This is a genomic window from Pseudomonas silensiensis, assembly GCF_050434865.1.
GTDB lineage: Bacteria > Pseudomonadota > Gammaproteobacteria > Pseudomonadales > Pseudomonadaceae > Aquipseudomonas > Aquipseudomonas fluorescens_W.
Genome location: NZ_JBNDJH010000033.1, coordinates 15,433 through 39,191, shown reverse-complemented (window position 1 = coordinate 39,191; position 23,759 = coordinate 15,433). Strand labels below are relative to the sequence as shown.

Sequence of the window (23,759 nt, the reverse complement as noted above, 5' to 3'; positions counted from 1 at the left end):
CTGCGAGGCTGCGTTCGGCTGCGAAGCAGTCGCAAAACCATTCACCGCGGTGTATCAGAAATACCGTGGGCTCAGGATTTACGACTGCTGCGCAGCCGGACGCAGCCTCGCAGGCTCGGCAGCTGCTACAGGGGGATGTGTGGGGATCAGATGCTGCGTGGCAACCAGAAAAACATCGTCACGCAGAAGATCGTCAGACCGATGCAGAACCACATGAATCGGCGCAGCCGGCGTTCCCCCGCCTGTGCGGCGAATGCCGGCAGGGGCATGCCGCATTGGCGGCACTCGGTTTCTTGCGCAGGGTTTACGTGTTGGCAATACAAACAGACGGGCATGGCTTTCACTCGAACTGTTCCAGGCGCAGACGATCGAGAATGGCGATCTGGCGGCCGTCCTGGGTGATGATTCTTTCGTCGATCAGGCGACGGATGATCCGCGAAAAGGTTTCCGGCTGGATCGACAGGTGCCCGGCAATCAGTTGCTTGGCCATCGGCAGTTCGAATTGGCTGTCAACGGTTTGCTGGCGCACCAGCTGCGTCAGCAGATAACGCACGACCCGGTGGGTGGCGTTTTTCAGGGACAGGGTTTCGATTTCGTTGACCCGTTGATGCAGGCGAACGCAGAGTTTGCCCAGCAGCGCAAAGGTCAGTCGGCTATTGCTTTGCAGCAGGCGCATGTAGGTGTTGTTGGATAACCGATAGAGCTGGGTGGGGCAGATCGCTTCGGCCGAGGCCACGTAGTTCGGGGTATCCATCAGCATCATCGCCTCGGCGAAGGTTTGCCGATCGCTGATCACCTCGAACACTTTCTCCTGCCCATCGGGTGTCAGTCGGTAGATCTTCACCGCACCGGCAATGATGAAATAAAACGAGTCTGCCGGCTCACCCTGGCGGAACAGCGGTTCGCCTTTGTCGATGCTCAGCAAGTGGCTGGTACTCATCAACTCATCCAGCTGTTCTTCGTTCAACGGCTCGAACAAGTGATGACTGCGCAGAATCTGGTGATGGACGCGATGAAGCACCATAAGAATTCATCCTGAGGATTGAGGAGGGGATGGCAATCAAGTCAAACGAGGCCCAGCGAGACACCGCTGGCCAACGCCAGAACCGAGGTCAACACGACAAACCAGGCCAGTGGCTGGATGACTTTTTTCATGACGACTCCTGGGGATCGAGAGGGATCAAGGTTTCTTTGATTGCTGAAAGCTTGAGCAAGACGCGGGCCATGCCTGGAGGCCCTTGTTTATTGGGGTTGTCGGAAAAGAGGGTAAAAAAGACCGCGATGTTTAGGGTCTAATTAACCATTAAAGGGTCATTTCTACCCTGAGCCGATCACCCTTGTAGGAGCGAGCCTGCTCGCGATGATGGCGGTACATTCAGCATCCATGTCGGCTGACCCGCCGCTATCGCGAGCAGGCTCGCTCCTACAAGGGAAAACTCCCTCGCCACAGGAATACGAGAAAGCTGCAGGGCACGCCCCTTGCACACTTGATCTGCGACAAAGGCAATTGATCGCCAATACCCGATCATTGCCCCCGGACTTACTTCGACGCGTGCGGGTTAGCGTCAGGTCAGCAGCAAGGTAAAGGAGTGGCTTTATGCAAGTGCTCGACCGCCGTAAAGCGATGGCCATCGCGCCGCTGTTACGTTTGGCCTTTCGGCCATTTTTCCTCGCCGGCTGCCTGTTGGCAGTGCTGGTCATTCCGCTCTGGCTGGCCGCCTTCAGTGGTGCGCTTTCCGGCTGGCAGCCGGCGGGTGGCTGGCTGGGCTGGCATCGACATGAATTGTTGTTCGGGTTCGGCTTGGCGATCATCGCGGGCTTTCTGCTGACGGCAGTGCAGACCTGGACCGGTCGCCCCGGCCTCAGCGGTCGACCCTTGGCCGCGCTGGCATTGCTGTGGTTGTTGGCGCGTGTGGCCTGGCTGGTCAATGCACCGTGGCCGGTGCTTGCGGTGCTGGAATTGGCGTTCCCGCTGGCGGTGGCCGCGCTCATGGGTTTCACCTTGTGGAAGGTGCGGCAGACTCGTAACTACCCGATTGCGGTGGTGCTGCTGTTGTTAGCGGCGGCCGACGGGTTGTCCCTGTACGGCCTGGTCGAAGGTCATGAAGGCTGGCAGCGCCAAGGCGTGCTGACCGGCCTCTGGCTGGTGGCGGCGATGATGGGGCTGATCGGCGGGCGCGTCATTCCGTTCTTCATCCAGCGCGGTCTCGGCAAGGTCGAAGGCGTTACCCCTTGGCCGTGGCTGGATTGGCTGCTGCTGATTGGTTCACCGCTGGTGGCGTTGTTGTACGCCGCCGGACCTGCGCTTGACCCCACTCTTTGGGTCGGGCTGTTGTTCGCCGTGTTGGCCGCCGGGCATCTGGTGCGTCTGGTTCGCTGGCATGATCGCGCTCTCTGGCGCGTGCCGTTGCTGTGGTCGTTGTACCTGGCGTATGCCTGGTTGGCGGTGGCCTGTCTCGCAATGGCGCTGTGGCATTTTGGCGTGCCGATCAACGCGAGTCTGGCGGTGCATTGCCTGACCATCGGCGCCATGGGCGGCCTGGTGCTGGCGATGATTGCGCGGGTCAGCCTGGGGCATACCGGCCGCGCGCTGGAGCCGCCGTCGGGCATGACCCTGGCGTTCATTTTGCTCAACCTGGCCTGTCTGAGCCGGGTCGTGTTGATCCTGTTCTTTCCGCTGCCAGCGTTGTGGCTGGCCGGTCTGTGCTGGGCGCTGGCGTTTGCGCTGTACGCCTGGCGCTATGGGCCGATGCTGCTGCGGGCGCGGGTGGATGGCCATCCGGGCTAAGCAAGTCAACTGATGGAGGCTGCCAGTGTTATATCCCTTTTTACTGGTCACCCACTTGCTGGCAGCGATTGCCTTCATCGGCACGCTGTTTTTCGAAGTGGTCATCTGGCACCGCGCCCGCCAGCAGTTGGCGGATACCGCGCAAACGACCGCAGATCAAGCGATTGCAGTACGTTCGCGCAAGGTGCTGCATGGCGTGGTGTTGCTGTTGTATGGCGCTGGCATCAGCCTGGCGTGGCAACACCGTGGCGTATTGAGTCAGCCGCTGGCGAGTAGTTTTGGCACGTTGCTGAGCCTGAAAATCGTCCTGGCCTTGAGCATCATCGGCCATTACTTTTTGCTGGCGTACTGGCTGAAAAGCGCACGACTGACCACGACCCGCGCCAGCTGGATTCGCCGCAGCATCCTCGGGCACATGGTGTTGATCGTGATCCTGGCCAAGGCGATGTTCTATTGGCACGGTTGATCGCTCGCCTTCCCTGACAGACAAAACCCGCGTCAACCGGTGGGCTGGCGCGGGTCGGGTGTGAGCGGCAATCGATCAATGACGACGGTTCAAGGCATTAACAAACAACACGTTGTTCTCCAGATGGATGTGTTGCATCAGGTCATCACGAAACTCCACCAGCCCACGATAAAGGGCCCGCCAGGTATTACAGGCATCGGGCGGCGGGGTGATGTTGTTGGTCAGCGCGAGCAGCTTTTCGAGGGCTTCGCCATGTTGATCATGTTCAAAGCGCAGCACCTGGATCGGCGGGGCGGCCTGAGGGCCGATGCCCTGTTGCAGCATCGGGAAGAGCACTTGTTCTTCCTTGAGCATGTGGCCTTCGAGTTCTTGTTGCATGTCGGTCAGCAGATCGGCCAGGCCATTGGGGCAGCTGCTGCGCGCACCGTGGACCTGCTCGACGCGACGGGCCAGGCGAATCAGTTCCGGCAGTTGCTCGCGATGGCGGGCGTGGTAGCGCGCCAGAAGGTAGGCGATCAACAGCTCCGACGGTTCATTGCGCCAGTCGTGTTGGGTTTCGCCGGTGTCTTGCAGCCGGTGCAGCGCGTCGGCAATCAAGGCCGGGTCGAGGTCTTTGCCAGCGGCCGCTTCGCGCAGGCTTTTATGCCCGCCACAACAGAAGTCCAGTTTGAAGGTGTGAAAAATCCGCGTGGCGCCGGGAATGTCGCAGGCCAGTTGGCCGAGGCTTTGTTCCAGTAGGTTCAGGCTCATCAGGAGGTTCCTTGTTTGGATTTCAACGGTTCCCCAAACTCATTGCACCCGGCATGCCATATCTAACGTATTGAAAAATAGGGCTTTATTTTTAGTTGTGGTGATAGACACCCGGACGCATTAGGGTGAATCCAACCATAGAGGGTAATAACTACCATGCTGCGTGAAAGCCTGGCGGCCGACCTGATTGTCGAGTTGCCCAATGCTGTGCGGTTGCAACGACTGGTCCAGACCCTGCGCGAGTACTTCAACAGTGGCGCCGTGGGATTACTGCGTCTGGATGACGACAGTTTGAGGCCGGTCGCGACGGTGGGGCTGGTGCATGAAGCGTTGGGCCGCCGGTTTGTCATCGCCCAGCATCCGCGGCTGGCGGCGATCATGGCGTCGCGCGAACCCACCTGGTTCGAGCCCGACAGTCGCCTGCCGGACCCTTATGACGGCTTGCTCGACGACCACGTCGGCGAACCGCTGCCGGTGCATGACTGCATGGGCGTAAGTCTGTATGTGGAGGGGCGGATCTGGGGCGCGATCACCCTCGATGCGCTACACGCCGGGACCTTCGACAGCCGTGCGCGGGAAGAGCTCAAGCGCTGCACCTTGCAGATCGAAGCCGCCGTGCGAGTCACCCGACTCGAGCAGGAAAACCGCAGCCTGCGCTTGTCCCGCAGCGATATTCAAGACGTGCGGCGGCCGGCAGATGAAGGCGAAATCCTCGGGCAGAGTGAAGTGCTGCATCAGTTGCTCAATGAACTGGACGTACTGGCCGATTCCGAGCTGCCGGTGTTGCTGCTGGGCGAGACCGGCGTCGGCAAAGAGCTGTTCGCAAGGCGCTTGCATCGTCTGTCGCGCCGCAGTCATAAGCCGCTGGTGCAGGTCAACTGCGCCGCCTTGCCGGAGTCTCTGGCAGAGAGTGAGTTGTTCGGCCACGTCAAAGGCGCGTTTTCCGGCGCCACCAGTGACCGTGCCGGACGTTTCGATGCGGCCAACGGTGGCACGCTGTTTCTCGACGAAGTCGGTGAATTGCCATTGGCCGTGCAAGCGAAGCTGCTGCGCACTCTGCAGAACGGCGAGATCCAGCGTCTCGGTGCCGACAAGCCGTTGCATGTCAATGTGCGAATCATCGCCGCGACCAACCGGCACTTGCCGGACAGCATCCGCGACGGCTTGTTTCGGGCCGATCTGTATCACCGGCTCTCGGTGTACCCGGTGCCGATTCCGCCGCTGCGCGAGCGGGGCAACGATGTGTTGATGCTGGCCGGGCATTTCCTTGAGCTCAATCGGGCGCGGCTTGGCTTGCGCGGCTTGCGTCTGTCGCCGGCGGCCGAGCGGGCGCTGCTGGCTTACAGCTGGCCGGGCAACGTGCGCGAGCTGGAGCATGTGATCAGCCGCGCCGCGTTGAAGCAGCTCAGTCGCGGCACCAGTCGCACCCTGATCATGACGCTGGAGCCCGAAATTCTGGACCTCGACAGTGCCATGGGCGGGCAGGGCGCGGTCGTCGAAAGTCCCCTGGACGTGACGGCGGATGAGCCGTTCCAGCCCCTGAGTGAAGCGGTCGACGATTATCAGCGCAAGAAAATCCTCCAGGCCTTGAGCCTCTCCGGGGAGAACTGGGCCAGCGCCGCGCGGATTCTGGAAGTCGATCCCAGCAACCTGCACAAACTGGCTCGGCGTCTGCGCCTTAAATAAGGCTGGGCGTGCGCAGTGTTGATGGTGGTCAAGGTGGTGTTGCGCCGTGCATTGCACACTGGGCGGAACCTTCCTGGAGATCACCGTCATGCCCCTTTCCCTGGCACAGATGCGCCGTAACTACACCCTTTTTGGCCTGCAAGACGAGTCGGCGCTGGACGACCCGATGGCCATGTTCCGACAATGGATACAACTGGCCCGCGACACCGAGCGCGTGCCGGTCGAAGCCAACAGCATGGTGTTGGCGACGGTCGACAGTGAAGGACGTCCACACTGCCGGGTCCTGCTGCTCAAGGGCTTGAGCGATGAAGGCTTCACCTTTTTCGGCAATTACCAGAGTGACAAAGGCCAGCAACTGGCCGCTAACCCGCATGCCGCCATGACCTTTTTCTGGCCGAGCCTGGAGCGCCAGGTGCGTATCGAAGGCCAGGTCTCCAGGCTCGACCCGACGCTGTCGGATGCGTACTTCGATTCCCGCTCACAGGACAGTCGCCTGGGCGCCTGGGCTTCACCGCAAAGCCGGCCGTTGGCCAATCGGGCCGAGCTTGAATCGCTGTTGCTACAAACCACTCAACGTTTTGCCGGCAAGACCGTGCCGCGGCCCGAGCATTGGGGCGGCTACTGCCTGCACCCTGAACGTCTGGAGTTCTGGCAGGGGCGCGCCGACCGCTTGCATGACCGTCTCGATTACCGGTTGCGCGATGGCGCCTGGCAACGAAACCGCCTGGCACCTTGAGCCCCATTATCAAACTAGCGCAGAACCTGTGGAGGTACCTCCTTGGAGGAATAGGCTCACCAGGGATTCCGGTTCACGCTTTGTCCCATACCCCTCATTTACGGGAAGGCTTGGATATGGCCCATCTGGCGCAACGCACGTTTGAACCCCTGAACATTGCCGTGCTGACCATCAGCGATACGCGCACCTTTGACACCGACACCTCGGGGCAGACCCTGACGGATTTGCTGCAAACGGCCGGGCATGTATTGATCGACCGTGATCTGGTCAAGGACGATATTTATCAGATCCGCGCCAAGGTCTCTCACTGGATCGCCGACCCTCAGGTTCAAGTGATACTGATGACCGGCGGCACCGGCTTCACCGCGCGCGACAACACTCCGCAAGCGGTTTTGCCATTGCTGGACAAGCACGTGGAAGGCTTCGGTGAACTGTTCCGTCAGGTGTCCCTGGCGGAGATCGGCATGTCGAGTCTGCAATCCCGCGCATTGGCCGGGATGAGCAACGGCGTGTTGGTGTGCTGCGTGCCGGGTTCGCCGGGCGCGTGTCGAACCGCCTGGAATCAGATCCTGCTCGAACAATTGGACAGCCGCACCGGCCCGTGCAATTTCGCCCCGCATTTGAAACCGCAAGCACAGCGGGTCATCGACGCCTGCGAGACACGCTCATGACCGGCCGGGTGTGCGACCTCGGCCACCTGATGCCGGTAGACGAGGCCATCAGCCGTCTACTGGATCAGGCACCGCCGCCGCCCCTGGCGCAAAAGATCGGACTGGATCAAGCCTTGGGGCGGGTGTTGGCGGCGGACATACATTCCCCCGTCAACCTGCCGGCCTGGGACAACAGTGCCATGGACGGTTACGCCCTCAGGGCCGCTGACCTGCCACCGGACGGAGGCTGCTTGTTGATTGGCGGACGAATTGCGGCGGGAGATCAGGCGTGCTCGCCCTTGCTCGCGCAGCAGGCAGTACAGATTTTTACCGGCGCGCCATTGCCGCCGGGCGCCGACACCGTGGTGCCGCAGGAGCGCTGCCGGATCGACGGCGAGCGTGTCTGGTTTCCACCCGTAAGCGCTGGCGATCACGTGCGCAAGGAAGGCGAGGAGGTTCGCCGGGGAGACCTGTTACTCCAGGCCGGTAAACGCCTGCGTGCGCAGGAAGTGGGGTTGCTGGCCGGCGCGGGTATCGCGCAGGTCGAGGTTTATCGACCGTTGCAGGTGTGCTTGCTCAGCAGCGGCAATGAACTGCGTGAGCCGGGCGATTCATTGGCGCCCGGACAGATTTACAACAGCAATCGCTACTGCCTCGCGGCGTTGTTGAGTGGCTGGGGCGTCGAGGTGCATGACTATGGCGTCATGGCCGATGAGTTGGCGGCCAGCCGGCATGCCTTGAGCCTGGCGTCCTCGGAATGCGACCTGTTGTTGAGTTCCGGTGGCGTCTCGGTGGGCGAGGAAGATCACCTCAAGCAGGCCATCGAGGAACTGGGCAGCCTGGATTTCTGGCGGTTGGCCATTCAGCCGGGTAAACCGCTGGCCTTCGGCGAAGTGGCCGGAAAACCCTGGATCGGCATGCCGGGCAATCCTTCGGCGGCGCTGATTACCGCGTTGGTGGTGGTGCGTCCGTTCCTGCTCAGGGCGCAGGGTGTCAAAGACGTGTTGCCGGTGCCATTGGCCGTGCCCGCCGGGTTCGACTGGTTGCAACGCAACAAACGTCGGCAGTACTTGCGGGCAAGACTCACTCCTGACGCTAACGGCCAGATGAGCGTGGAGCTGCACCCTCAGCAAAGCTCGGCGATGTTGACCGCCGCGTGTTGGGCCGACGGGCTGGCGGTGATCGAGTGCGAGCAGCAAGTGCTCAAGCACGACAACGTGATGTTCCTGTCCTTCGCCGACCTGATGCATTGATGGCAATTGATTGCCGTCAAGGCCGCGCCTGCCGGTCTCGTTAGACTCTGTGGCGAGGGAGCTTGCTCCCGCTGGGTCGCGAAGCGGCCCTGTTATTCAGGCCTGCTGCGCAGTCCAGCGTCGGAACGCCGCCCGGAGCAAGCTCGCTCGCCACAAGTGCATTCCAACCATGACTGATTAGGCCCCGGACTGCGTTTTTCCATGAGGATTACCCATGCAACTGGTCTGCCCGGCAGGGAACCTGCCTGCGCTGAAAGCGGCGGTGCGCGAAGGCGCCGATGCCGTTTATGTCGGTTTTCGCGATGACACCAATGCCCGGCATTTCGCGGGGCTGAACATGGACGACAAACAGTTCGACGCGGCGGTCGCCCACATCCGCCAGCATCAACGCAAACTCTATGTCGCGGTCAACACGTACCCACAACCCAAGGGCTGGGAACGTTGGCAGCGGGCGGTCGATCGTGCCGCCGATTTCGGCGTGGATGCGCTGATCGCCGCCGACCCCGGGGTGCTCAACTACGCCAGCCAGCGCCATCCGCAATTGGCGTTGCACTTGTCGGTCCAGGGCTCGGCAACCCACGCTGCGGCGCTGGAGTTTTATGCGCAGCGCTACGGGATTCGGCGCGCGGTACTGCCTCGGGTGTTGTCGTTGGCGCAAGTGCGCCAGGTCGCTGCGAGCAGCCCGGTGCCCATCGAGGTGTTTGGCTTCGGCAGCTTGTGCATCATGGCCGAAGGGCGCTGCCATCTGTCTTCCTACATTACTGGCGAGTCGCCGAACCTGTGCGGTGTCTGTTCGCCGGCCAAAGCGGTGCGCTGGAGCGACGACGCCGACGGCTTGAGCGCACGGCTCAGTGAAGTGCTGATCGACCGTTACACCCCTGACGAACCCGCCGGTTACCCAACCCTGTGCAAGGGCCGCTTCCTGGTCGGCGGCAAACGCTTTCATGCGCTGGAAGAACCCACCAGCCTCGACACCCTGGACTTGTTGCCGGAATTGACGGCCATCGGCGTCGAAGCGGTAAAAATCGAAGGCCGGCAACGCAGTCCGGCCTATGTCGAACAAGTCACCCGCGTCTGGCGTGCGGCACTGGATGCCCATCGCGGTTCGCCGGGCAGTTTTCGGGTCAAGGAGGAATGGCGCCGGGTGCTGGCCGGTTTGTCCGAAGGCAGCCAGACCACCCTGGGTGCTTACCATCGATCATGGCAATGAGGGAGGCCACATGAAGCTCAGTCTTGGACCGGTCCTGTTTTATTGGGACAAAGAGCAACTCAGCAACTTTTACGCCGAGATGTCGGCCTTGCCCCTGGATGTGATTTATCTGGGGGAAACCGTGTGTTCGAAACGTCGGTCTTTTTCACTGGATCAATGGCTGGGATTGGGGCGCGAGTTGCAGGAGTGCAGCCAGGCACAGTTGGTGATCTCCAGCCTGACGCTGATCGAAGCGGCCTCCGAGCTCTCCAGCCTGCGAAGGCTCTGCGACAACGGCCAATTGCTGGTGGAGGCCAACGACATGGGCGCGGTGCAGTTTCTGGCCGAGCGCAAGTTGCCGTTCGTGGGCGGCCCGGCGCTGAATTTGTACAACGGTCACACGCTGGCGCAACTGCTGGACTGCGGAATGACCCGTTGGGTGCCGCCCGTGGAATGTTCCGCGGCGCTGATTGGCGATGTGCTCGATCAAGTGCGCGAACTGGGCCGTGAGGTGCCGGAAGTCGAGATCTTTGCCTATGGGCATTTGCCGTTGGCCTATTCCGCACGCTGCTTCACGGCCCGGGCGGAAAACCTGCCCAAGGACGACTGCCGGTTTTGCTGCCTCAACTACCCCGATGGCCTGCCGTTGACCAGTCAGGAAGGGCAGGCGCTGTTCACCATCAACGGTATTCAGACAATGTCGGCGGAGGTGACCAATCTGCTGGCGGATTACACCGGGCTGGTGGCCTGCGGTGCCGATCTGTTACGTCTGAGCCCTCGCGCTCAGGGCATGGCCGAGGTCATTGCTGCCTATCAACGGGTTCGTCTGGGCGAGACGCCGCCGTTGTTCGTCGACGGCTGCAACGGCTACTGGCATGGCCAGGCCGGCATGTTGCGCGTCGAGGAGGTCGGCCTGTGTTGAATCGTAAAAAGTGGTTGTTGAAAGGTGCCGACCGGTTATTGCCGCTGGTGCGCCGGGTGCCTTTTGCGGTGCAGCGCCTGGCGTTGCAGCAGGCGCTCAATCGCTGCCTCGCCGAGCCGTTGCGCGATGGCGAATTTGAAGTGTTGCGGGGGCGTTGGTTGTGCTTGCGGATTCCAGATCTGGGGTTGTCCTGGTATTTGACGCTGACCCGTCAAGGGTTGCGAATTGCTGAACATGCCACGGCGCATGTGACTATTAGCGGTAACTGGCGAGAGTTTTTATTGCTGGCGAGCCGTCAGGAAGATCCGGATACGTTGTTCTTTCGCCGGCGTTTGGTGATTGAGGGTGATACGGAGTTGGGGTTGGCGTTGAAGAACTTGATCGACAGTCTTGATCCTGATGTGTTGCCTGTGTGGCTGTGGCGCAATCTGGAGCGGGCGGGGAAGGGGTTGGCTGCCGGTTAGCCGATCTGTGTTTTTGGTTGGGGTACATATCCGTTGCTGCGGTCACGGCTGCTATTGGTTCCGCCCTTACGGCGGGTCACTTGGAAGAGCGCCAAGTAACCAAACGCTTTCGCCCCTGACGTACGGTGCCTCGCTTCGGCTCGGCATGCCCTCGCTCCGGTCCTGCTCCGTGGGCCCGCCGCCATCGGCCATCCATGGCCGGGGGCGGCTACCGCGGCATCCTTGCCGCGGTGCCCACTGCGCACAACCTGCGCTCGGCCTTCCGACGGGGCAGATCAAGATCAAAAGCAAGATCAAAAGCCCGGCGTTGTACCTGTGGGAGCGAGCCTGCTCGCGAAAAACGCTCGGACACCGCGTTCATTCAGACAGCACGCGATATCGTTTACATCTTTCGCGAGCAAGCCCGCTCCCACAGGGGGGATGCGTGCACTTGAAGAATCAGGCCGGCCGGTAGGCCGCCTCGCGCTGCTTTTGCGGTGTTCGCCCCCTCGAGAGGCCGAGTGGAGGTTCTGCGCAGTGGGCAACCCGGCATGGATGCCGGGTTAGCCGCCCCCGGCCATGGATGGCCGATGGCGGCGGGCCCACGGAGCAGGACCGGAGCGAGGGCATGCCGAGCCTAGGCGAGGCACCGAACGACAGGGGCAAGAGCCCTTGGTTACTTGGGGCTTTTCCAAGTGACTCGCTGTAAAAGCGAAACCAATAGAAGCCGTTACCGCAGGAATGGATATGTACACCACCCTCAAAAACCTCATCGCCTGACACTACGCCATCGCGGGCAAGCCCGCTCCCACAGGGTTTTTGTGTTCTTCAGGCCATCGTTTCCTGCCGGCTTTCATGCTGCCGGGCATCACTGCTAATCAACTCTTTGATCTGTTCAAACAACTCATCACTCTCTGCTGGCGTGCAGTCCTCGCCATAACGCTTACGCAGCCCATAGTGGCTAAGAATCAAATGCACATCCGCATGCAAACCATGCTGCTTCAAGCAGTTTTCCACGCATTGCAACGGGCAACCATCCAACGCAAAAATCCGCCGTCCCGAGCTCGCCTTGCTGACCAACGCCGCCACATGCCCGCCAACCCCGACGATGCAGGACATTTCAGCCAGGCCGCTGCGATCAAGCCGCACGGCCAGGGTATTGGCCAGTTGGGCGACGTTGGAGCAGCCTGAACAGGAGTAAATCAGGGGCAAGGTTGAACGGGACATGAGCGTTCTCCATGGATGGACTTCTTCAGTGTGCAAGGCCGGTGGCATTGCGCATTGACTGCGGTCAATTCCGTCTATTGGAAAGCCGCGAGATCCTCTTCGGCGAGGATGCTGATATTGCGTCGTTCCATCGCGATCAGGCCGCTGTCCACCAAGCGGTGCAAAATCCGCGAAAAGGTTTCCGGCTGAATACCCAGCTTCGAGGCCACCAGGCGTTTGGACACCTGCAAGACAATCAAGCCGCTGACCGGGTTGCGTTCCTGGAACAGGAAATTGATCACCCGACGGCTCGCGCTGGCCATGGTCAAGGTGTCGATGTCGCGTAGACGCAGGTGCAGGTGCACGCTCATGCTCGCCAGGATCGCCAGGCAGACTTTCGGCTGGTCTTCCAGGGCGTTGCGGTAATGGCTGCCCTCGATACTCACCAGCACGCTGTCCTTCAGCGCCGTGGCGCTCACCGGGTAGAGACGGGCCTGGCTGAACAGCAAGGCTTCGGCAAAGGTCTGGCCGGGCTGAATGATCTCCACCAGGTTCTCCTGGCCTTCACCGGTAAGTCGATACAACTTGATCTGGCCGCTGACCAGCAGGAAAAAACGCTTGGCCGGGTCCCCTTGATGCATGAGTGTGCTGTGACAGGCCAGGCGCTTGAGCATGGCCAGGCCGCAGACTTCCTCGAAGATTTTCTCCGGCAGTTGGCTGAACAGATGATGACGGCGCAACGTTAAAACGATGGAAGGGTGGGTCAGCATGGCGTACCTCCGCTGACGGTCATAGTAGAGAGCAAGAGGCGAATGACCTATGCCTCTGCCGGCCTACCTCCAAGGAGGGATGCCCGTCAGCCCGCATTGCGCAGATGCTCCATGGCCCACACCGCCGCCTCGACCCGCGAGCGCAAGCCGAGTTTGTGCAGCAGGTTTTTCACGTGAACCTTGACCGTGCCTTCGGTGATGCCCAGCTTGTGCCCGATGACCTTGTTGCTGAAGCCGCTGGCGATGGTTTTCAACACCTGGCGTTCACGCTCGGTCAGTTCCACCACGGTCTGGCGCTGCGGTGAGCGCAGTGCCTGGGCCATGACTTGGGTCAGCCCCGGGCTGATCACCAATTCGCCGTTCAAGGCATTGCGGATGTACTGAATCAACAGTTCGGGTTCCATGTCCTTCAGCAGGTAGCCGTCAGCATCCAGACGCAATGCGTCGCGAATATCGTCTTCGGCGTCCGAGACCGTGAACAGCAGCACCTTGCCGGTGTAGTGCATCGCCCGTAATTGGCGCAGGGTTTCAATGCCATTCATCAGCGGCATGTTGTTGTCGAGCAACACCAGATCCGGTTTCAGCGGTTCGATCAGAACGAGGGCTTCTTCACCGTTGCTGGCTTCACCGACGATCAGGAAATCATCTTCGAGTTCGAGCATCTGGCGGATGCCGTGACGCATCATCGGGTGGTCGTCGACCAGCAGAATGGTGTGTTGCAGGGACGGGTTCATGTGACGCTACCTTCTGTTTGCTGCCCGAGAAACTCCGGTTGGAATTCCAGCTGGACGCGGGTGCCTTGCGGCTCCCTGGAGACTATTTCGAGTTGACCGCGCAAGCTGCGGGCCCGCTCATCCATGATTTTCAGGCCGTGGTGTTCGCGTTGGTCGACGTTGCCGCTGAAGCCACGCCCGTCGTCTTCGACGATGAGCCGAACGGTTTCACCGTCCTGACGCAGTTGCAGCCAGGCGTTCTGCGCATGGGCGTGGCGCAGGCAGTTGGAGAGCGCTTCGCGGGTGATCTGCAGAATGTGGATTTGCTCGCTGGCCGATAACTGAAAGGCCAGCGCGTCGACGTGCAGGTGCACCTGGAATTCGCCGCGCCGGGAGAACTCCTCGGCGGTGTCCTTGAGTTCCTGCACCAGCCCCGCATCGTGAATCTGCAAGCGAAAGGTGGTCAGCAGCTCGCGTAGCTGGCGGTAGGCATTGTTCAGCCCTTCGCGCAGTTCGGCAGTGACGTTTTCCAGGGTTTCGACCGGTTCGCCACGGCGCATCAGGGTCTGCAGGCGGCTGACTTGCAGCTTCATATAGGACAGGGCCTGGGCCAGTGAGTCGTGCAGTTCGCGGGCGATGATCGTGCGCTCGTCGAGCAGCAGCAGGCGATGATCCTGCTCCCGTTGACGCTTGAGCGAGAGCGAGGTGCCAATCAGGTTGGCCAAGGCTTGGATCAATTGGGTTTCCCAGGCTTGGGTTGGGTGTCCGTCGACAAAGTGCGCCTTGAGCTCACCCAGTTCACTGCCCTGATTGCTGATGCTGAAGGTTTGCGGGCTGGCTTTATGGTGCTTCTGACACGTGGCGCAATCGCTGCTGGCGCACACTTCGCGGATGTTCGCGCCGTGGAGGGCGAGCAACTGCTGGGCCGGTGCCTGCATTTGTCCTTGCAGGCACAGCGACAGGCGCAAGCCGGGCAGGCGTTGCTGGAAGCGCCGGATCAACTCATCCAGGCCTTCGGCATTGGCTAGGCGCGTGGCCAGGCTTCGACTGCTTTGATACAGCAACTCGAGAGCAGCGTTGGCTTGTTGCAGGTTCAGGGTTTTTTGCTGGACCTGACTCTCAAGGGTGCGATGGGAGTCTTCAATCGTCTCGGCCATGGCGTTGAAACTCGTGGCCAACTGGCCCAGTTCGTCCTGGGACTGATGGTTGACCCGCACCTTGAAATCGCCGCGACGAAAGCGCTGGGTCGCATCCACCAACTCTTTCAAGGGCATGACGACCCCGTACTGCAATTCGTAGAGCCCCAGCAGCAGGATAATCATAGTGGTGAACAAGGCCAGGCCCTGGATCGCCTGTTGCCAGCCTTGCTTCTGTTCGCTTTGGCGCTGCAACAGGTTGACGAACTGGTTCAGCTGTTCAATGAAGGGCAGGGCCTGGACCTGAAAGTAGGCGGCATCGCCGCGCTCCAGTGCCGGGCGCAAATCCTCGTTCCATTGCTGCTGGATTTGCCCGTAGCTGATTTGCAGGGCGGCGGTCGGGCCATCTTCCAGCACCGCCTTGAGTGACTGGCTGTTGAGGCGGGTTTGCAGGCTGTCGCTGATGGCGATGATTTCTTCGCCGGTTGCACCCGCGGCCAGTTTCCAGCTCAGGTGGTAAGTCTCCATGCGCACCGAGCCTGCGGTGTTGATGGCGGCCGCATCGCCCTGGCTGAACCAGGCGATCAGTCCGGCACTCAGCGAACTGGCGAGGGCGAGCACGGCGATCAGAATCACCGCCAGCCCGGCGCGAGCGGGCAGGGAGCTGCGCAACCAGCGGATCATCAGCGCAGGTCCCGGAAGAATTCAGGAAAACAGAGCACGTGGAGCTCCAGGAAGGGGTTTTGCCGCCGATCCCGGGCGCGCTACCTCTAAAGAGTTGTCGACTGATCCTTGTCAGCAAAAAACTTGGCAGAAAACCTTAAGACGCTGATAAACAAACGGTTTTAGGGTTTCCCTGTACTACCTCCTTAGAGGTAGACCGCGCAAGCATAGGCCTATGCCCCCATGGGCTTCGTTGACATGGATCAAGTTTTTGAAGGGTTCGTCTCTCTAGTCTGCCGCCATGGCTAATTGATTGGAGAGCATTTGTGAACCCACCGCGTGTACGACAAGGCTTGGTGTTGGGCATGAGCACGCTGGCCTTCACCGTGTGTTTCATGGTCTGGATGATGTTTGCCGTGCTCGGTGTACCGATCAAGGACCTTCTCCAGCTCAATGAAACCCAGTTCGGCCTGCTGGCCGCGACCCCGGTCCTGACCGGCTCGCTGGTGCGGTTGCCGCTGGGCCTGCTGACCGACCGCTTTGGCGGGCGCAGCGTGTTCTTCCTGCTGATGCTGGCCTGCGTCACGCCGCTTTACCTGATCAGTCACGCCACCGCCTACTGGCAGTTCCTGGTACTGGGCTTGTTCGTCGGCCTGGCCGGCGGCTCGTTTTCGGTCGGGATCGCCTACGTCGCCAAATGGTTCGACAAAGAGAATCAGGGCTTCGCGATGGGCATCTTCGGCGCCGGTAACGCCGGGGCCGCGGTGACCAAGTTTCTCGCCCCGGCGTTGATTGCTGCCGGCAGCTGGCAGCTGGTGCCGAAAGTCTTCAGCGCAATCCTCTTTATTACTGCGCTGTTGTTCTGGTTCCTCAGCGCTGAAAACAAGAACCATCGCAGTGCCACCGGCGCCACGTTGCGTGAGCAACTCAGCTCGCTGAAGGACCCGGCGGTGTGGCGCTACTGCCAGTACTACTCGATCGTCTTCGGTGGTTATGTCGCCCTCGCGCTGTGGATGACCAAATACTACGTGCAGGAATACGGTTTCAGCCTGCAAAGCGCGGCGCTGCTGGCGGCCTGTTTCTCCCTGCCCGGTGGCGTGCTGCGTGCGGTCGGTGGCTGGATGTCGGATCGCTGGGGTGCGCAAAGCGTGACCTGGTGGGTGTTGTGGGTCAGCTGGATCTGCCTGTTCCTGCTCTCGTATCCCCAGACCCAACTGCAAGTGCAAACGATCAATGGCCCGGTGGATTTCCACATTGGCCTCAATCCCGCGCTGTTCACCGTGCTGCTGTTCGTCATGGGCATCGCCTTCGCGTTCGGCAAGGCCTCGGTCTTCAAGTACATCGCCAACGACTACCCGAAAAACATGGGTGCGGTGTCCGGCATCGTCGGCCTCGCCGGTGGCCTGGGCGGTTTCGTGTTGCCGATCCTGTTCGGCGCCCTGGTGGACCTCACCGGCGTGCGCTCTTCCTGCTTCATGTTGATGTACGGCGTGGTCTGGGTCTCCCTCACCTGGATGTACTTCAGCGAAATACGCAAAAGCCCGGTGCTGGGTAAAGCGCCGCTGCTGACCCCAATCCCGATTTCCAGCATTGCCCTAGGAGAAGAACATGTCCGTTCTGCAAAAGCCTGACAAAGGCCCGGTCATTCATGACTGGCGCCCCGAGGACCCAGCATTCTGGGGACGTAGCGGCAAACAGACCGCCACGCGCAACTTGTGGATTTCCATTCCTGCGCTGCTGCTGGCCTTTGCGGTGTGGATGGTCTGGAGCACGGTGATCGTGCGCTTGAACGCCATCGGTTTCAGCTTCACCACCGACCAGCTGTTCTGGCTGGCGGCGTTGCCGGGGCTGTCCGGGGCAACCTTGCGCGTCTTCTATTCCTTCATGGTGCCGATCTTCGGTGGCCGTCGCTGGACGGCCCTGAGCACCGCGTCGCTGTTGTTGCCCTCGATCTGGATGGGCTTCGCCGTGCAGGACCCGAGCACCTCCTACAGCGTGTTCGTGTTGATTGCCTTGCTCTGCGGTTTTGGTGGCGGCAACTTCGCCTCGAGCATGTCCAACATCAGCTTCTTCTATCCCAAGTCGCAGCAGGGCACAGCCCTTGGCCTCAACGCCGGGCTGGGTAACCTGGGCGTCTCGGTGATGCAGTTCTGTGTGCCGCTGGTGATTACCTTCGGTGTGTTCGGCTTCATGGGCGGCTCGCCGCAAGCACTGCCGGACGGCGGCCAGTTGTGGTTGCAGAACGCCGGCTTCATCTGGGTGCCTTTTATTGTCCTGGTGACGGTGCTCGCCTGGTTCGGCATGAATGACCTGTCCAGTGCCCGCGCTTCTTTCAGCGAGCAGGCCGTCATCTTCAAACGCAAACACAACTGGCTGATGTGCTGGTTGTACCTGGCGACCTTCGGTTCGTTCATCGGTTTCTCCGCCGCGTTTCCGCTGCTGATCAAAACCTCGTTCCCTGATGTCATCGCGTTGAAATTCGCCTTCCTCGGCCCATTGGTTGGCGCGCTGGTACGCCCATTGGGCGGCTGGCTGGCGGACAAGCTCGGCGGCGCGAAAGTGACCTTGTGGAACTTCGTGCTGATGATCGTGATGGTCTTCGGGGTGCTGCACTTTCTGCCGCAGAACGGTACCGGCGGCAACTTCTACGGCTTCCTCGGCATGTTCATGTTGCTGTTCATCACTACTGGTGTGGGCAACGGCTCCACCTTCCGCATGATCCCGGTGATCTTCCGCACCCAGCACGAAAAAGCCTCGGCCGGCAAACCACCCGCCGTGCGCGAACAAGCGCTGAAGAATGCCGGCAAAGAGTCCGCCGCGGTCCTGGGCTTCAGCTCGGCCATGGGCGCCTTCGGTGCGTTCTTCATTCCCAAATCCTTCGGCACTTCGATGGCCCAGACCGGCGGCCCGGAGATGGCCTTCTACATGTTCGTCGGCTTTTACCTGAGCTGCATCGTCGTGACGTGGTGGTGGTACGCGCGCAAAGGCGCCGCGACACCCTGCTAATCGAGCCGAATCCAACCATTGCGTGGGCGGGGCACAGACTCCGCGACAAAGCCTGAGAGGACTACACCGTGAGTCATTTACTGGATCAATTGCGGTTTTTCAACCGTAAGCAAAACGAGTTTTCCGACGGTCATGGAGAGACCCGCAAAGAGTCTCGCGACTGGGAGAACGTCTACCGTTCGCGCTGGCAGTACGACAAGATTGTGCGGTCCACCCACGGGGTGAACTGCACCGGTTCCTGCTCGTGGAAAATCTACGTCAAGAACGGCCTGATTACCTGGGAAACCCAGCAGACCGACTACCCGCGTACCCGTAACGATCTGCCAAACCATGAGCCCCGTGGCTGCCCGCGTGGTGCCAGTTACAGCTGGTACATCTACAGCGCCAACCGGCTCAAGTACCCGAAAATCCGCAAGCCGTTGCTCAAGCTCTGGCGCGATGCGCGGCAGACCATGGCGCCGGTCGAAGCCTGGGCCAGCATCGTCGAGGACAAGGCCAAGGCCGACTCCTATAAAAGCAAACGCGGCATGGGCGGCTTCATTCGCTCCAACTGGGAGGAGGTGAACGAGATCATCGCCGCCGCCAACGTCTATACGATCAAGCAATACGGCCCTGACCGGATCGTCGGCTTCTCGCCGATCCCGGCCATGTCGATGGTCAGTTATGCCGCAGGCTCGCGTTATCTGTCGCTGATCGGCGGCGCCTGCCTGAGTTTCTACGACTGGTACTGCGACTTGCCACCGGCCTCGCCGATGGTCTGGGGCGAGCAGACCGACGTGCCGGAATCGGCCGACTGGTACAACTCCAACTACATCATTGCCTGGGGCTCCAACGTCCCGCAGACCCGTACCCCCGACGCGCACTTCTTCACCGAGGTCCGTTACAAGGGCACCAAGACGGTCGCGATCACCCCGGATTACTCGGAAGTCGCCAAGCTCACCGACCTGTGGCTGAACCCTAAACAAGGCACCGATGCGGCGCTGGCCCAGGCGTTCAACCATGTGATCTTCAAAGAATTCCACCTGGACAAACCGAGCGCCTATTTCACCGACTACGCCAAGCGCTTCACCGATTTGCCGGTGCTGGTGCTGCTCAAGCAAATGGTCGACAAGACCCCGGGCGCCGGGTATCAGCCGGACCGCTTCCTGCGTGCCAGTGACCTGACCGACAACCTCGGCCAGGAAAACAACCCGGAATGGAAAACCATCGCCCTCGATGTCAGCGGCGAACTGGTCTCCCCTCAGGGTTCCATCGGTTATCGCTGGGGCGAGAAGGGCAAGTGGAACATCCTGCCCCGTGAAGGCGGCGAAGGCCGTGAGATCGATCTGAAACTGAGCCTGATCGGTGATGACGTTGCCGAAGTGGCGTTCCCGTATTTTGCCGGCGAGTCCCACGAGCACTTCCAGCACGTGGCCGGCGATGCCGTGCAATACCGCCGCGTGCCGGTGCATAACGTGGTGCTGGCGGACGGCAGCGTGGCCAAAGTGGCGACCGTGTTCGACCTGTCGGCCGCCAACCTGGCGATCGATCGCGGTCTCGGCGGCGAAAACGTGGCCAAGGATTACGACGACGCTTCCGTGCCTGGCACCCCGGCGTGGCAGGAGCAGATCACCGGCGTCAGCCGTGAGAAAGCCATCCAGATTGCCCGTGAGTTCGCCGACAACGCCGACAAGACCAAGGGTCGCTCGATGATCATCGTCGGCGCGGCCATGAACCACTGGTACCACATGGACATGAACTACCGCGGGCTGATCAACATGCTCATGCTCTGCGGGTGTGTCGGTCAGACCGGTGGCGGTTGGGCGCATTACGTCGGTCAGGAAAAACTCCGTCCGCAATGCGGCTGGCTGCCATTGGCGTTCGGCCTGGACTGGAACCGTCCGCCTCGCCAAATGAACGGCACCAGCTTCTTCTACGCCCACAGTTCGCAATGGCGTCACGAGAAGATGAGCATGCACGACGTGCTCTCGCCATTGGCCGATAAATCACAATTCCCTGAGCATGCGCTGGATTACAACATCCGCGCCGAACGCGCCGGCTGGTTGCCCAGCGCACCGCAACTCAACACCAACCCTCTGCACATTTGCCGCGACGCGGCTGCGGCCGGCATGGACCCGAAAGACTACGTGGTCAAGTCGTTGCAAGACGGCTCGCTGCGCTTCTCCTGCGAACAGCCGGACAGCCCGGTCAACTTCCCGCGCAACATGTTCATCTGGCGTTCCAACCTGCTGGGCTCCTCGGGCAAGGGCCACGAGTACATGCTCAAGTACCTGCTGGGCACCAAAAACGGGGTGATGAACGAAGACATCGGCCAAGTCGGCGACTGCAAACCTGAAGAAGCCGAATGGGTGGACGAGGGCGCCATCGGCAAGCTCGATCTGGTCACCACGCTGGACTTCCGCATGTCCTCGACCTGCGTCTATTCCGACATCGTGTTGCCGACGGCAACCTGGTACGAAAAAGACGACATGAACACCTCGGACATGCACCCGTTCATTCACCCGTTGTCGGCCGCCATCGACCCGGCATGGGAATCGCGTTCCGATTGGGAAATCTACAAAGGCATCGCCAAGGCATTTTCGAAAATGTCCGAAGGGCACCTGGGCGTTGAAAAGGACCTGGTAACCATCCCGTTGATGCACGACAGCGTCGGCGAACTGGCTCAACCGTTTGGCGGCACTGACTGGAAAAGCGCCGGCGTCGCACCGGAGCCGGGCAAGAACGCGCCGAACCTGCATGTGGTGGAGCGTGATTACCCGAACATCTACAAACAGTTCTCGTCCCTCGGGCCATTGCTGGAGAAAAACGGCAACGGCGGCAAAGGCATCAACTGGAACACCGAAGACGAAGTGAAATTCCTCGGTGAACTCAATCACAAAGAAGGCGATGCCGGTATCAGCCAGGGTCGGCCGAAAATCGACACGGCGATCGACGCCGCTGAAGTGATTCTGTCGCTGGCGCCGGAAACCAACGGCCAGGTTGCCGTCAAGGCCTGGGCCGCGCTGTCGGAATTCACCGGCATCGACCACAGCCACCTGGCGCTGTCCAAGGCCCACGAGGCGATTCGCTTCCGCGACATTCAGGCACAGCCGCGCAAGATTATTTCCAGCCCGACCTGGTCGGGTCTCGAAGACGATCACGTCAGCTACAACGCCGGTTACACCAACGTTCACGAAGGGATTCCATGGCGCACCATCACCGGTCGCCAGCAGTTCTACCAGGATCACCCGTGGATGCAGGCGTTCGGCGAGCAACTGATGAGTTATCGGCCGCCGGTCAACACCCGCACCATCGAAGGGGTGAAAGGCAAGCGCAGCAACGGCGAGATTGAAATCGTCCTGAACTGGATCACCCCGCACCAGAAATGGGGCATCCACAGCACCTACAGCGACAACCTGCTGATGCTCACCCTCAGCCGTGGCGGGCCGATTGTGTGGCTCTCGGAGAACGACGCGAAACGCGCCGGTATCGAGGACAACGACTGGATCGAGTGCTTCAACATCAACGGTGCACTGACCGCCCGTGCGGTGGTCAGCCAACGGGTCAAGGACGGCATGGTGATGATGTACCACGCTCAGGAACGGATCGTGAACGTGCCCGGCTCGGAAACCACCAAGACCCGTGGCGGCCATCACAACTCGGTTACCCGGGTGGTGCTCAAGCCGACCCACATGATCGGCGGCTATGCCCAGCAGGCCTACGGTTTCAACTATTACGGCACCGTCGGTTGCAACCGCGACGAATTCGTCGTGGTGCGCAAAATGTCCAAAGTCGACTGGCTCGATGGTTCATCCGGTGATGACCTGCCGCGTCCACTGCCGTCCGATATTGAGGAGAACTGAGATGAAGATTCGCTCACAAATCGGCATGGTTCTGAACCTGGACAAATGCATCGGTTGCCACACCTGTTCAATCACCTGCAAAAACGTCTGGACCAGCCGCGAAGGCATGGAATACGCCTGGTTCAACAACGTTGAATCGAAACCCGGGATCGGCTACCCGAAAGAATGGGAAAACCAGGACAAGTGGAAGGGTGGCTGGATCCGCAATGCCAACGGCACGATCAACCCGCGCATCGGCGGTAAATTCCGCGTGTTGGCGAACATTTTCGCCAACCCGGACCTGCCGAGCCTCGACGACTACTACGAGCCGTTCGACTTCGATTACCAGCACCTGCACACCGCGCCGCTGGGCGAGCATCAGCCCACCGCGCGTCCGCGTTCGCTGATCTCCGGCAAACGCATGGAGAAAATCGAGTGGGGCCCAAACTGGGAAGAAATCCTCGGCACCGAGTTCGCCAAGCGTCGCAAGGACAAGAACTTCGACAAGATCCAGGCGGACATTTACGGCGAGTACGAAAACACCTTCATGATGTATTTGCCGCGTCTGTGTGAGCACTGCCTCAACCCGACGTGCGCCGCGGCTTGCCCGAGCGGGGCGATCTACAAGCGTGAAGAAGACGGCATCGTCCTGATTGACCAGGAGAAATGCCGTGGCTGGCGGATGTGCATCAGCGGCTGCCCGTACAAGAAGATCTATTTCAACTGGAAGAGCGGCAAGTCCGAGAAATGCATTTTCTGCTACCCACGTATCGAAGCCGGGATGCCGACCGTTTGCGCGGAAACCTGCGTCGGGCGCATCCGCTACCTCGGTGTGTTGCTGTATGACGCCGACCGCATCAGCGAAGTGGCGAGCACCGCCAATGAGCAGGACCTGTACGAGAAACAACTGGAGATCTTCCTCGATCCGAACGACCCGGCGGTGATTCGTCAGGCGCTGGCCGATGGCGTACCGCAGTCGGTGATCGATTCAGCCCAACGTTCGCCGGTCTACAAAATGGCCGTGGACTGGAAACTCGCACTGCCGCTGCACCCGGAATACCGCACCTTGCCGATGGTTTGGTACGTACCGCCACTGTCGCCGATCCAGAACGCTGCCACTGCCGGCACCGTCGGTATGAACGGAGTCATCCCGGATGTCGACAGCCTGCGTATTCCACTGAAGTACCTGGCCAACCTGCTGACCGCTGGCGATGAAAAACCGGTCAAGCGTGCGCTTAAACGCTTGCTGGCGATGCGCGCCTACAAACGTTCCGAGCAAGTCGACGGCGTTCAGGACCTGCAAGTGCTGGCGGATGTCGGCCTGAGCGTGGCCCAGGTCGAGGAGATGTATCGCTACCTGGCGATTGCCAACTACGAAGACCGTTTCGTGGTGCCGAGTGCCCACCGTGAAGACGCCATGAGCGACGCCTTCGCCGAACGTTCCGGGTGTGGCTTCAGTTTCGGCAGCGGCTGCAGCGGCAGTTCCGACACCAACATGTTCGGCGCCAAGAAGGCCAACCGCCGCGACATCTTGAAAACCGTCCAGTTGTGGGAGGAATGA

General features: G+C 60.7%; 20 protein-coding genes. 13 read left to right on the top strand and 7 right to left on the bottom strand.

The window, feature by feature from the left end; genetic code table 11:
- Positions 1 to 146: 146 nt before the first annotated feature.
- Both QF010_RS31180 and QF010_RS31175 read right to left on the bottom strand, forming a co-directional pair.
- Positions 147 to 335, bottom strand: a complete 189-nt coding sequence (locus QF010_RS31180) for a hypothetical protein (RefSeq protein ID WP_033059096.1) — start codon at positions 333 to 335, stop codon at positions 147 to 149.
- Positions 336 to 340: 5 nt separating this feature from the next.
- Entirely contained in the window at positions 341 to 1,024 is a 684-nt protein-coding gene (locus QF010_RS31175; protein ID WP_033059051.1) for a Crp/Fnr family transcriptional regulator, read from the bottom strand.
- 573 nt (positions 1,025 to 1,597) lie between these two features.
- Here QF010_RS31175 and QF010_RS31170 point away from each other — a divergent pair.
- On the top strand, positions 1,598 to 2,788 hold the full coding sequence (locus tag QF010_RS31170; RefSeq protein ID WP_429509708.1) for an NnrS family protein: 1,191 nt from the start codon (positions 1,598 to 1,600) through the stop codon (positions 2,786 to 2,788).
- A gap of 25 nt (positions 2,789 to 2,813) precedes the next feature.
- Positions 2,814 to 3,254, top strand: coding sequence for a CopD family copper resistance protein (locus tag QF010_RS31165; protein WP_033059055.1), 441 nt, complete (start codon positions 2,814 to 2,816; stop codon positions 3,252 to 3,254).
- Positions 3,255 to 3,329: 75 nt separating this feature from the next.
- Here the strand turns inward: QF010_RS31165 and ytfE are convergent, their stop codons facing one another.
- The gene (gene ytfE, locus QF010_RS31160; RefSeq protein ID WP_033059057.1) at positions 3,330 to 4,004 is read right to left on the bottom strand and encodes an iron-sulfur cluster repair protein YtfE; all 675 of its coding nucleotides are present in this window, start codon (positions 4,002 to 4,004) and stop codon (positions 3,330 to 3,332) included.
- Positions 4,005 to 4,160: 156 nt separating this feature from the next.
- Between ytfE and norR the strand changes: the two genes are divergently transcribed.
- From norR to ubiT, 7 genes are all read left to right on the top strand, one after another.
- Positions 4,161 to 5,690, top strand: a complete 1,530-nt coding sequence (norR, locus tag QF010_RS31155) for a nitric oxide reductase transcriptional regulator NorR (RefSeq protein ID WP_033059058.1) — start codon at positions 4,161 to 4,163, stop codon at positions 5,688 to 5,690.
- An 88-nt stretch (positions 5,691 to 5,778) separates the two neighbouring features.
- Entirely contained in the window at positions 5,779 to 6,426 is a 648-nt protein-coding gene (gene pdxH / locus QF010_RS31150) for a pyridoxamine 5'-phosphate oxidase (protein WP_429534598.1), read from the top strand.
- A 116-nt stretch (positions 6,427 to 6,542) separates the two neighbouring features.
- Entirely contained in the window at positions 6,543 to 7,097 is a 555-nt protein-coding gene (moaB, locus tag QF010_RS31145; protein ID WP_046052662.1) for a molybdenum cofactor biosynthesis protein B, read from the top strand.
- The gene (locus tag QF010_RS31140) at positions 7,094 to 8,329 is read left to right on the top strand and encodes a molybdopterin molybdotransferase MoeA (protein WP_429534597.1); all 1,236 of its coding nucleotides are present in this window, start codon (positions 7,094 to 7,096) and stop codon (positions 8,327 to 8,329) included. The genes moaB and QF010_RS31140 overlap by 4 nt, the downstream gene beginning before the upstream one ends.
- Positions 8,330 to 8,543: 214 nt before the next feature.
- On the top strand, positions 8,544 to 9,539 hold the full coding sequence (gene ubiU, locus QF010_RS31135) for a ubiquinone anaerobic biosynthesis protein UbiU (RefSeq protein WP_033059066.1): 996 nt from the start codon (positions 8,544 to 8,546) through the stop codon (positions 9,537 to 9,539).
- Between the two features lie 10 nt (positions 9,540 to 9,549).
- A complete protein-coding gene (locus QF010_RS31130; protein ID WP_429534596.1) occupies positions 9,550 to 10,440 on the top strand; it encodes a U32 family peptidase in 891 nt (296 codons plus the stop codon).
- Positions 10,434 to 10,904, top strand: a complete 471-nt coding sequence (gene ubiT, locus QF010_RS31125; protein ID WP_046046528.1) for a ubiquinone anaerobic biosynthesis accessory factor UbiT — start codon at positions 10,434 to 10,436, stop codon at positions 10,902 to 10,904. Before QF010_RS31130 ends, ubiT begins: the two co-directional genes overlap by 7 nt.
- A gap of 807 nt (positions 10,905 to 11,711) precedes the next feature.
- On the opposite strand, the gene QF010_RS31120 is transcribed toward ubiT, so the two are convergent.
- From QF010_RS31120 to QF010_RS31105, 4 genes are all read right to left on the bottom strand, one after another.
- Positions 11,712 to 12,110 (bottom strand): putative zinc-binding protein, encoded by a 399-nt coding sequence (locus tag QF010_RS31120; protein WP_429534595.1) that lies wholly within the window; start codon positions 12,108 to 12,110, stop codon positions 11,712 to 11,714.
- A gap of 74 nt (positions 12,111 to 12,184) precedes the next feature.
- Entirely contained in the window at positions 12,185 to 12,859 is a 675-nt protein-coding gene (locus QF010_RS31115) for a Crp/Fnr family transcriptional regulator (protein WP_033059073.1), read from the bottom strand.
- 86 nt (positions 12,860 to 12,945) lie between these two features.
- Positions 12,946 to 13,593 (bottom strand): two-component system response regulator NarL, encoded by a 648-nt coding sequence (gene narL / locus QF010_RS31110; protein ID WP_429534594.1) that lies wholly within the window; start codon positions 13,591 to 13,593, stop codon positions 12,946 to 12,948.
- Positions 13,590 to 15,392, bottom strand: coding sequence for a HAMP domain-containing protein (locus QF010_RS31105; RefSeq protein WP_033059078.1), 1,803 nt, complete (start codon positions 15,390 to 15,392; stop codon positions 13,590 to 13,592). The genes narL and QF010_RS31105 overlap by 4 nt, the downstream gene beginning before the upstream one ends.
- A 305-nt stretch (positions 15,393 to 15,697) precedes the next feature.
- Here QF010_RS31105 and QF010_RS31100 point away from each other — a divergent pair, with 305 nt between their 5' ends.
- The 4 genes from QF010_RS31100 (at position 15,698) to narH (ending at position 23,759) form a co-directional block, all read left to right on the top strand.
- Positions 15,698 to 17,002 (top strand): MFS transporter, encoded by a 1,305-nt coding sequence (locus tag QF010_RS31100; RefSeq protein ID WP_033059080.1) that lies wholly within the window; start codon positions 15,698 to 15,700, stop codon positions 17,000 to 17,002.
- On the top strand, positions 16,980 to 18,377 hold the full coding sequence (locus tag QF010_RS31095; protein WP_033059082.1) for a NarK family nitrate/nitrite MFS transporter: 1,398 nt from the start codon (positions 16,980 to 16,982) through the stop codon (positions 18,375 to 18,377). The genes QF010_RS31100 and QF010_RS31095 overlap by 23 nt, the downstream gene beginning before the upstream one ends.
- A gap of 68 nt (positions 18,378 to 18,445) precedes the next feature.
- Complete coding sequence (locus QF010_RS31090; RefSeq protein ID WP_429509713.1) at positions 18,446 to 22,219, top strand: nitrate reductase subunit alpha; 3,774 nt, start codon at positions 18,446 to 18,448, stop codon at positions 22,217 to 22,219.
- Between the two features lies 1 nt (position 22,220).
- Complete coding sequence (gene narH / locus QF010_RS31085) at positions 22,221 to 23,759, top strand: nitrate reductase subunit beta (RefSeq protein ID WP_046047388.1); 1,539 nt, start codon at positions 22,221 to 22,223, stop codon at positions 23,757 to 23,759.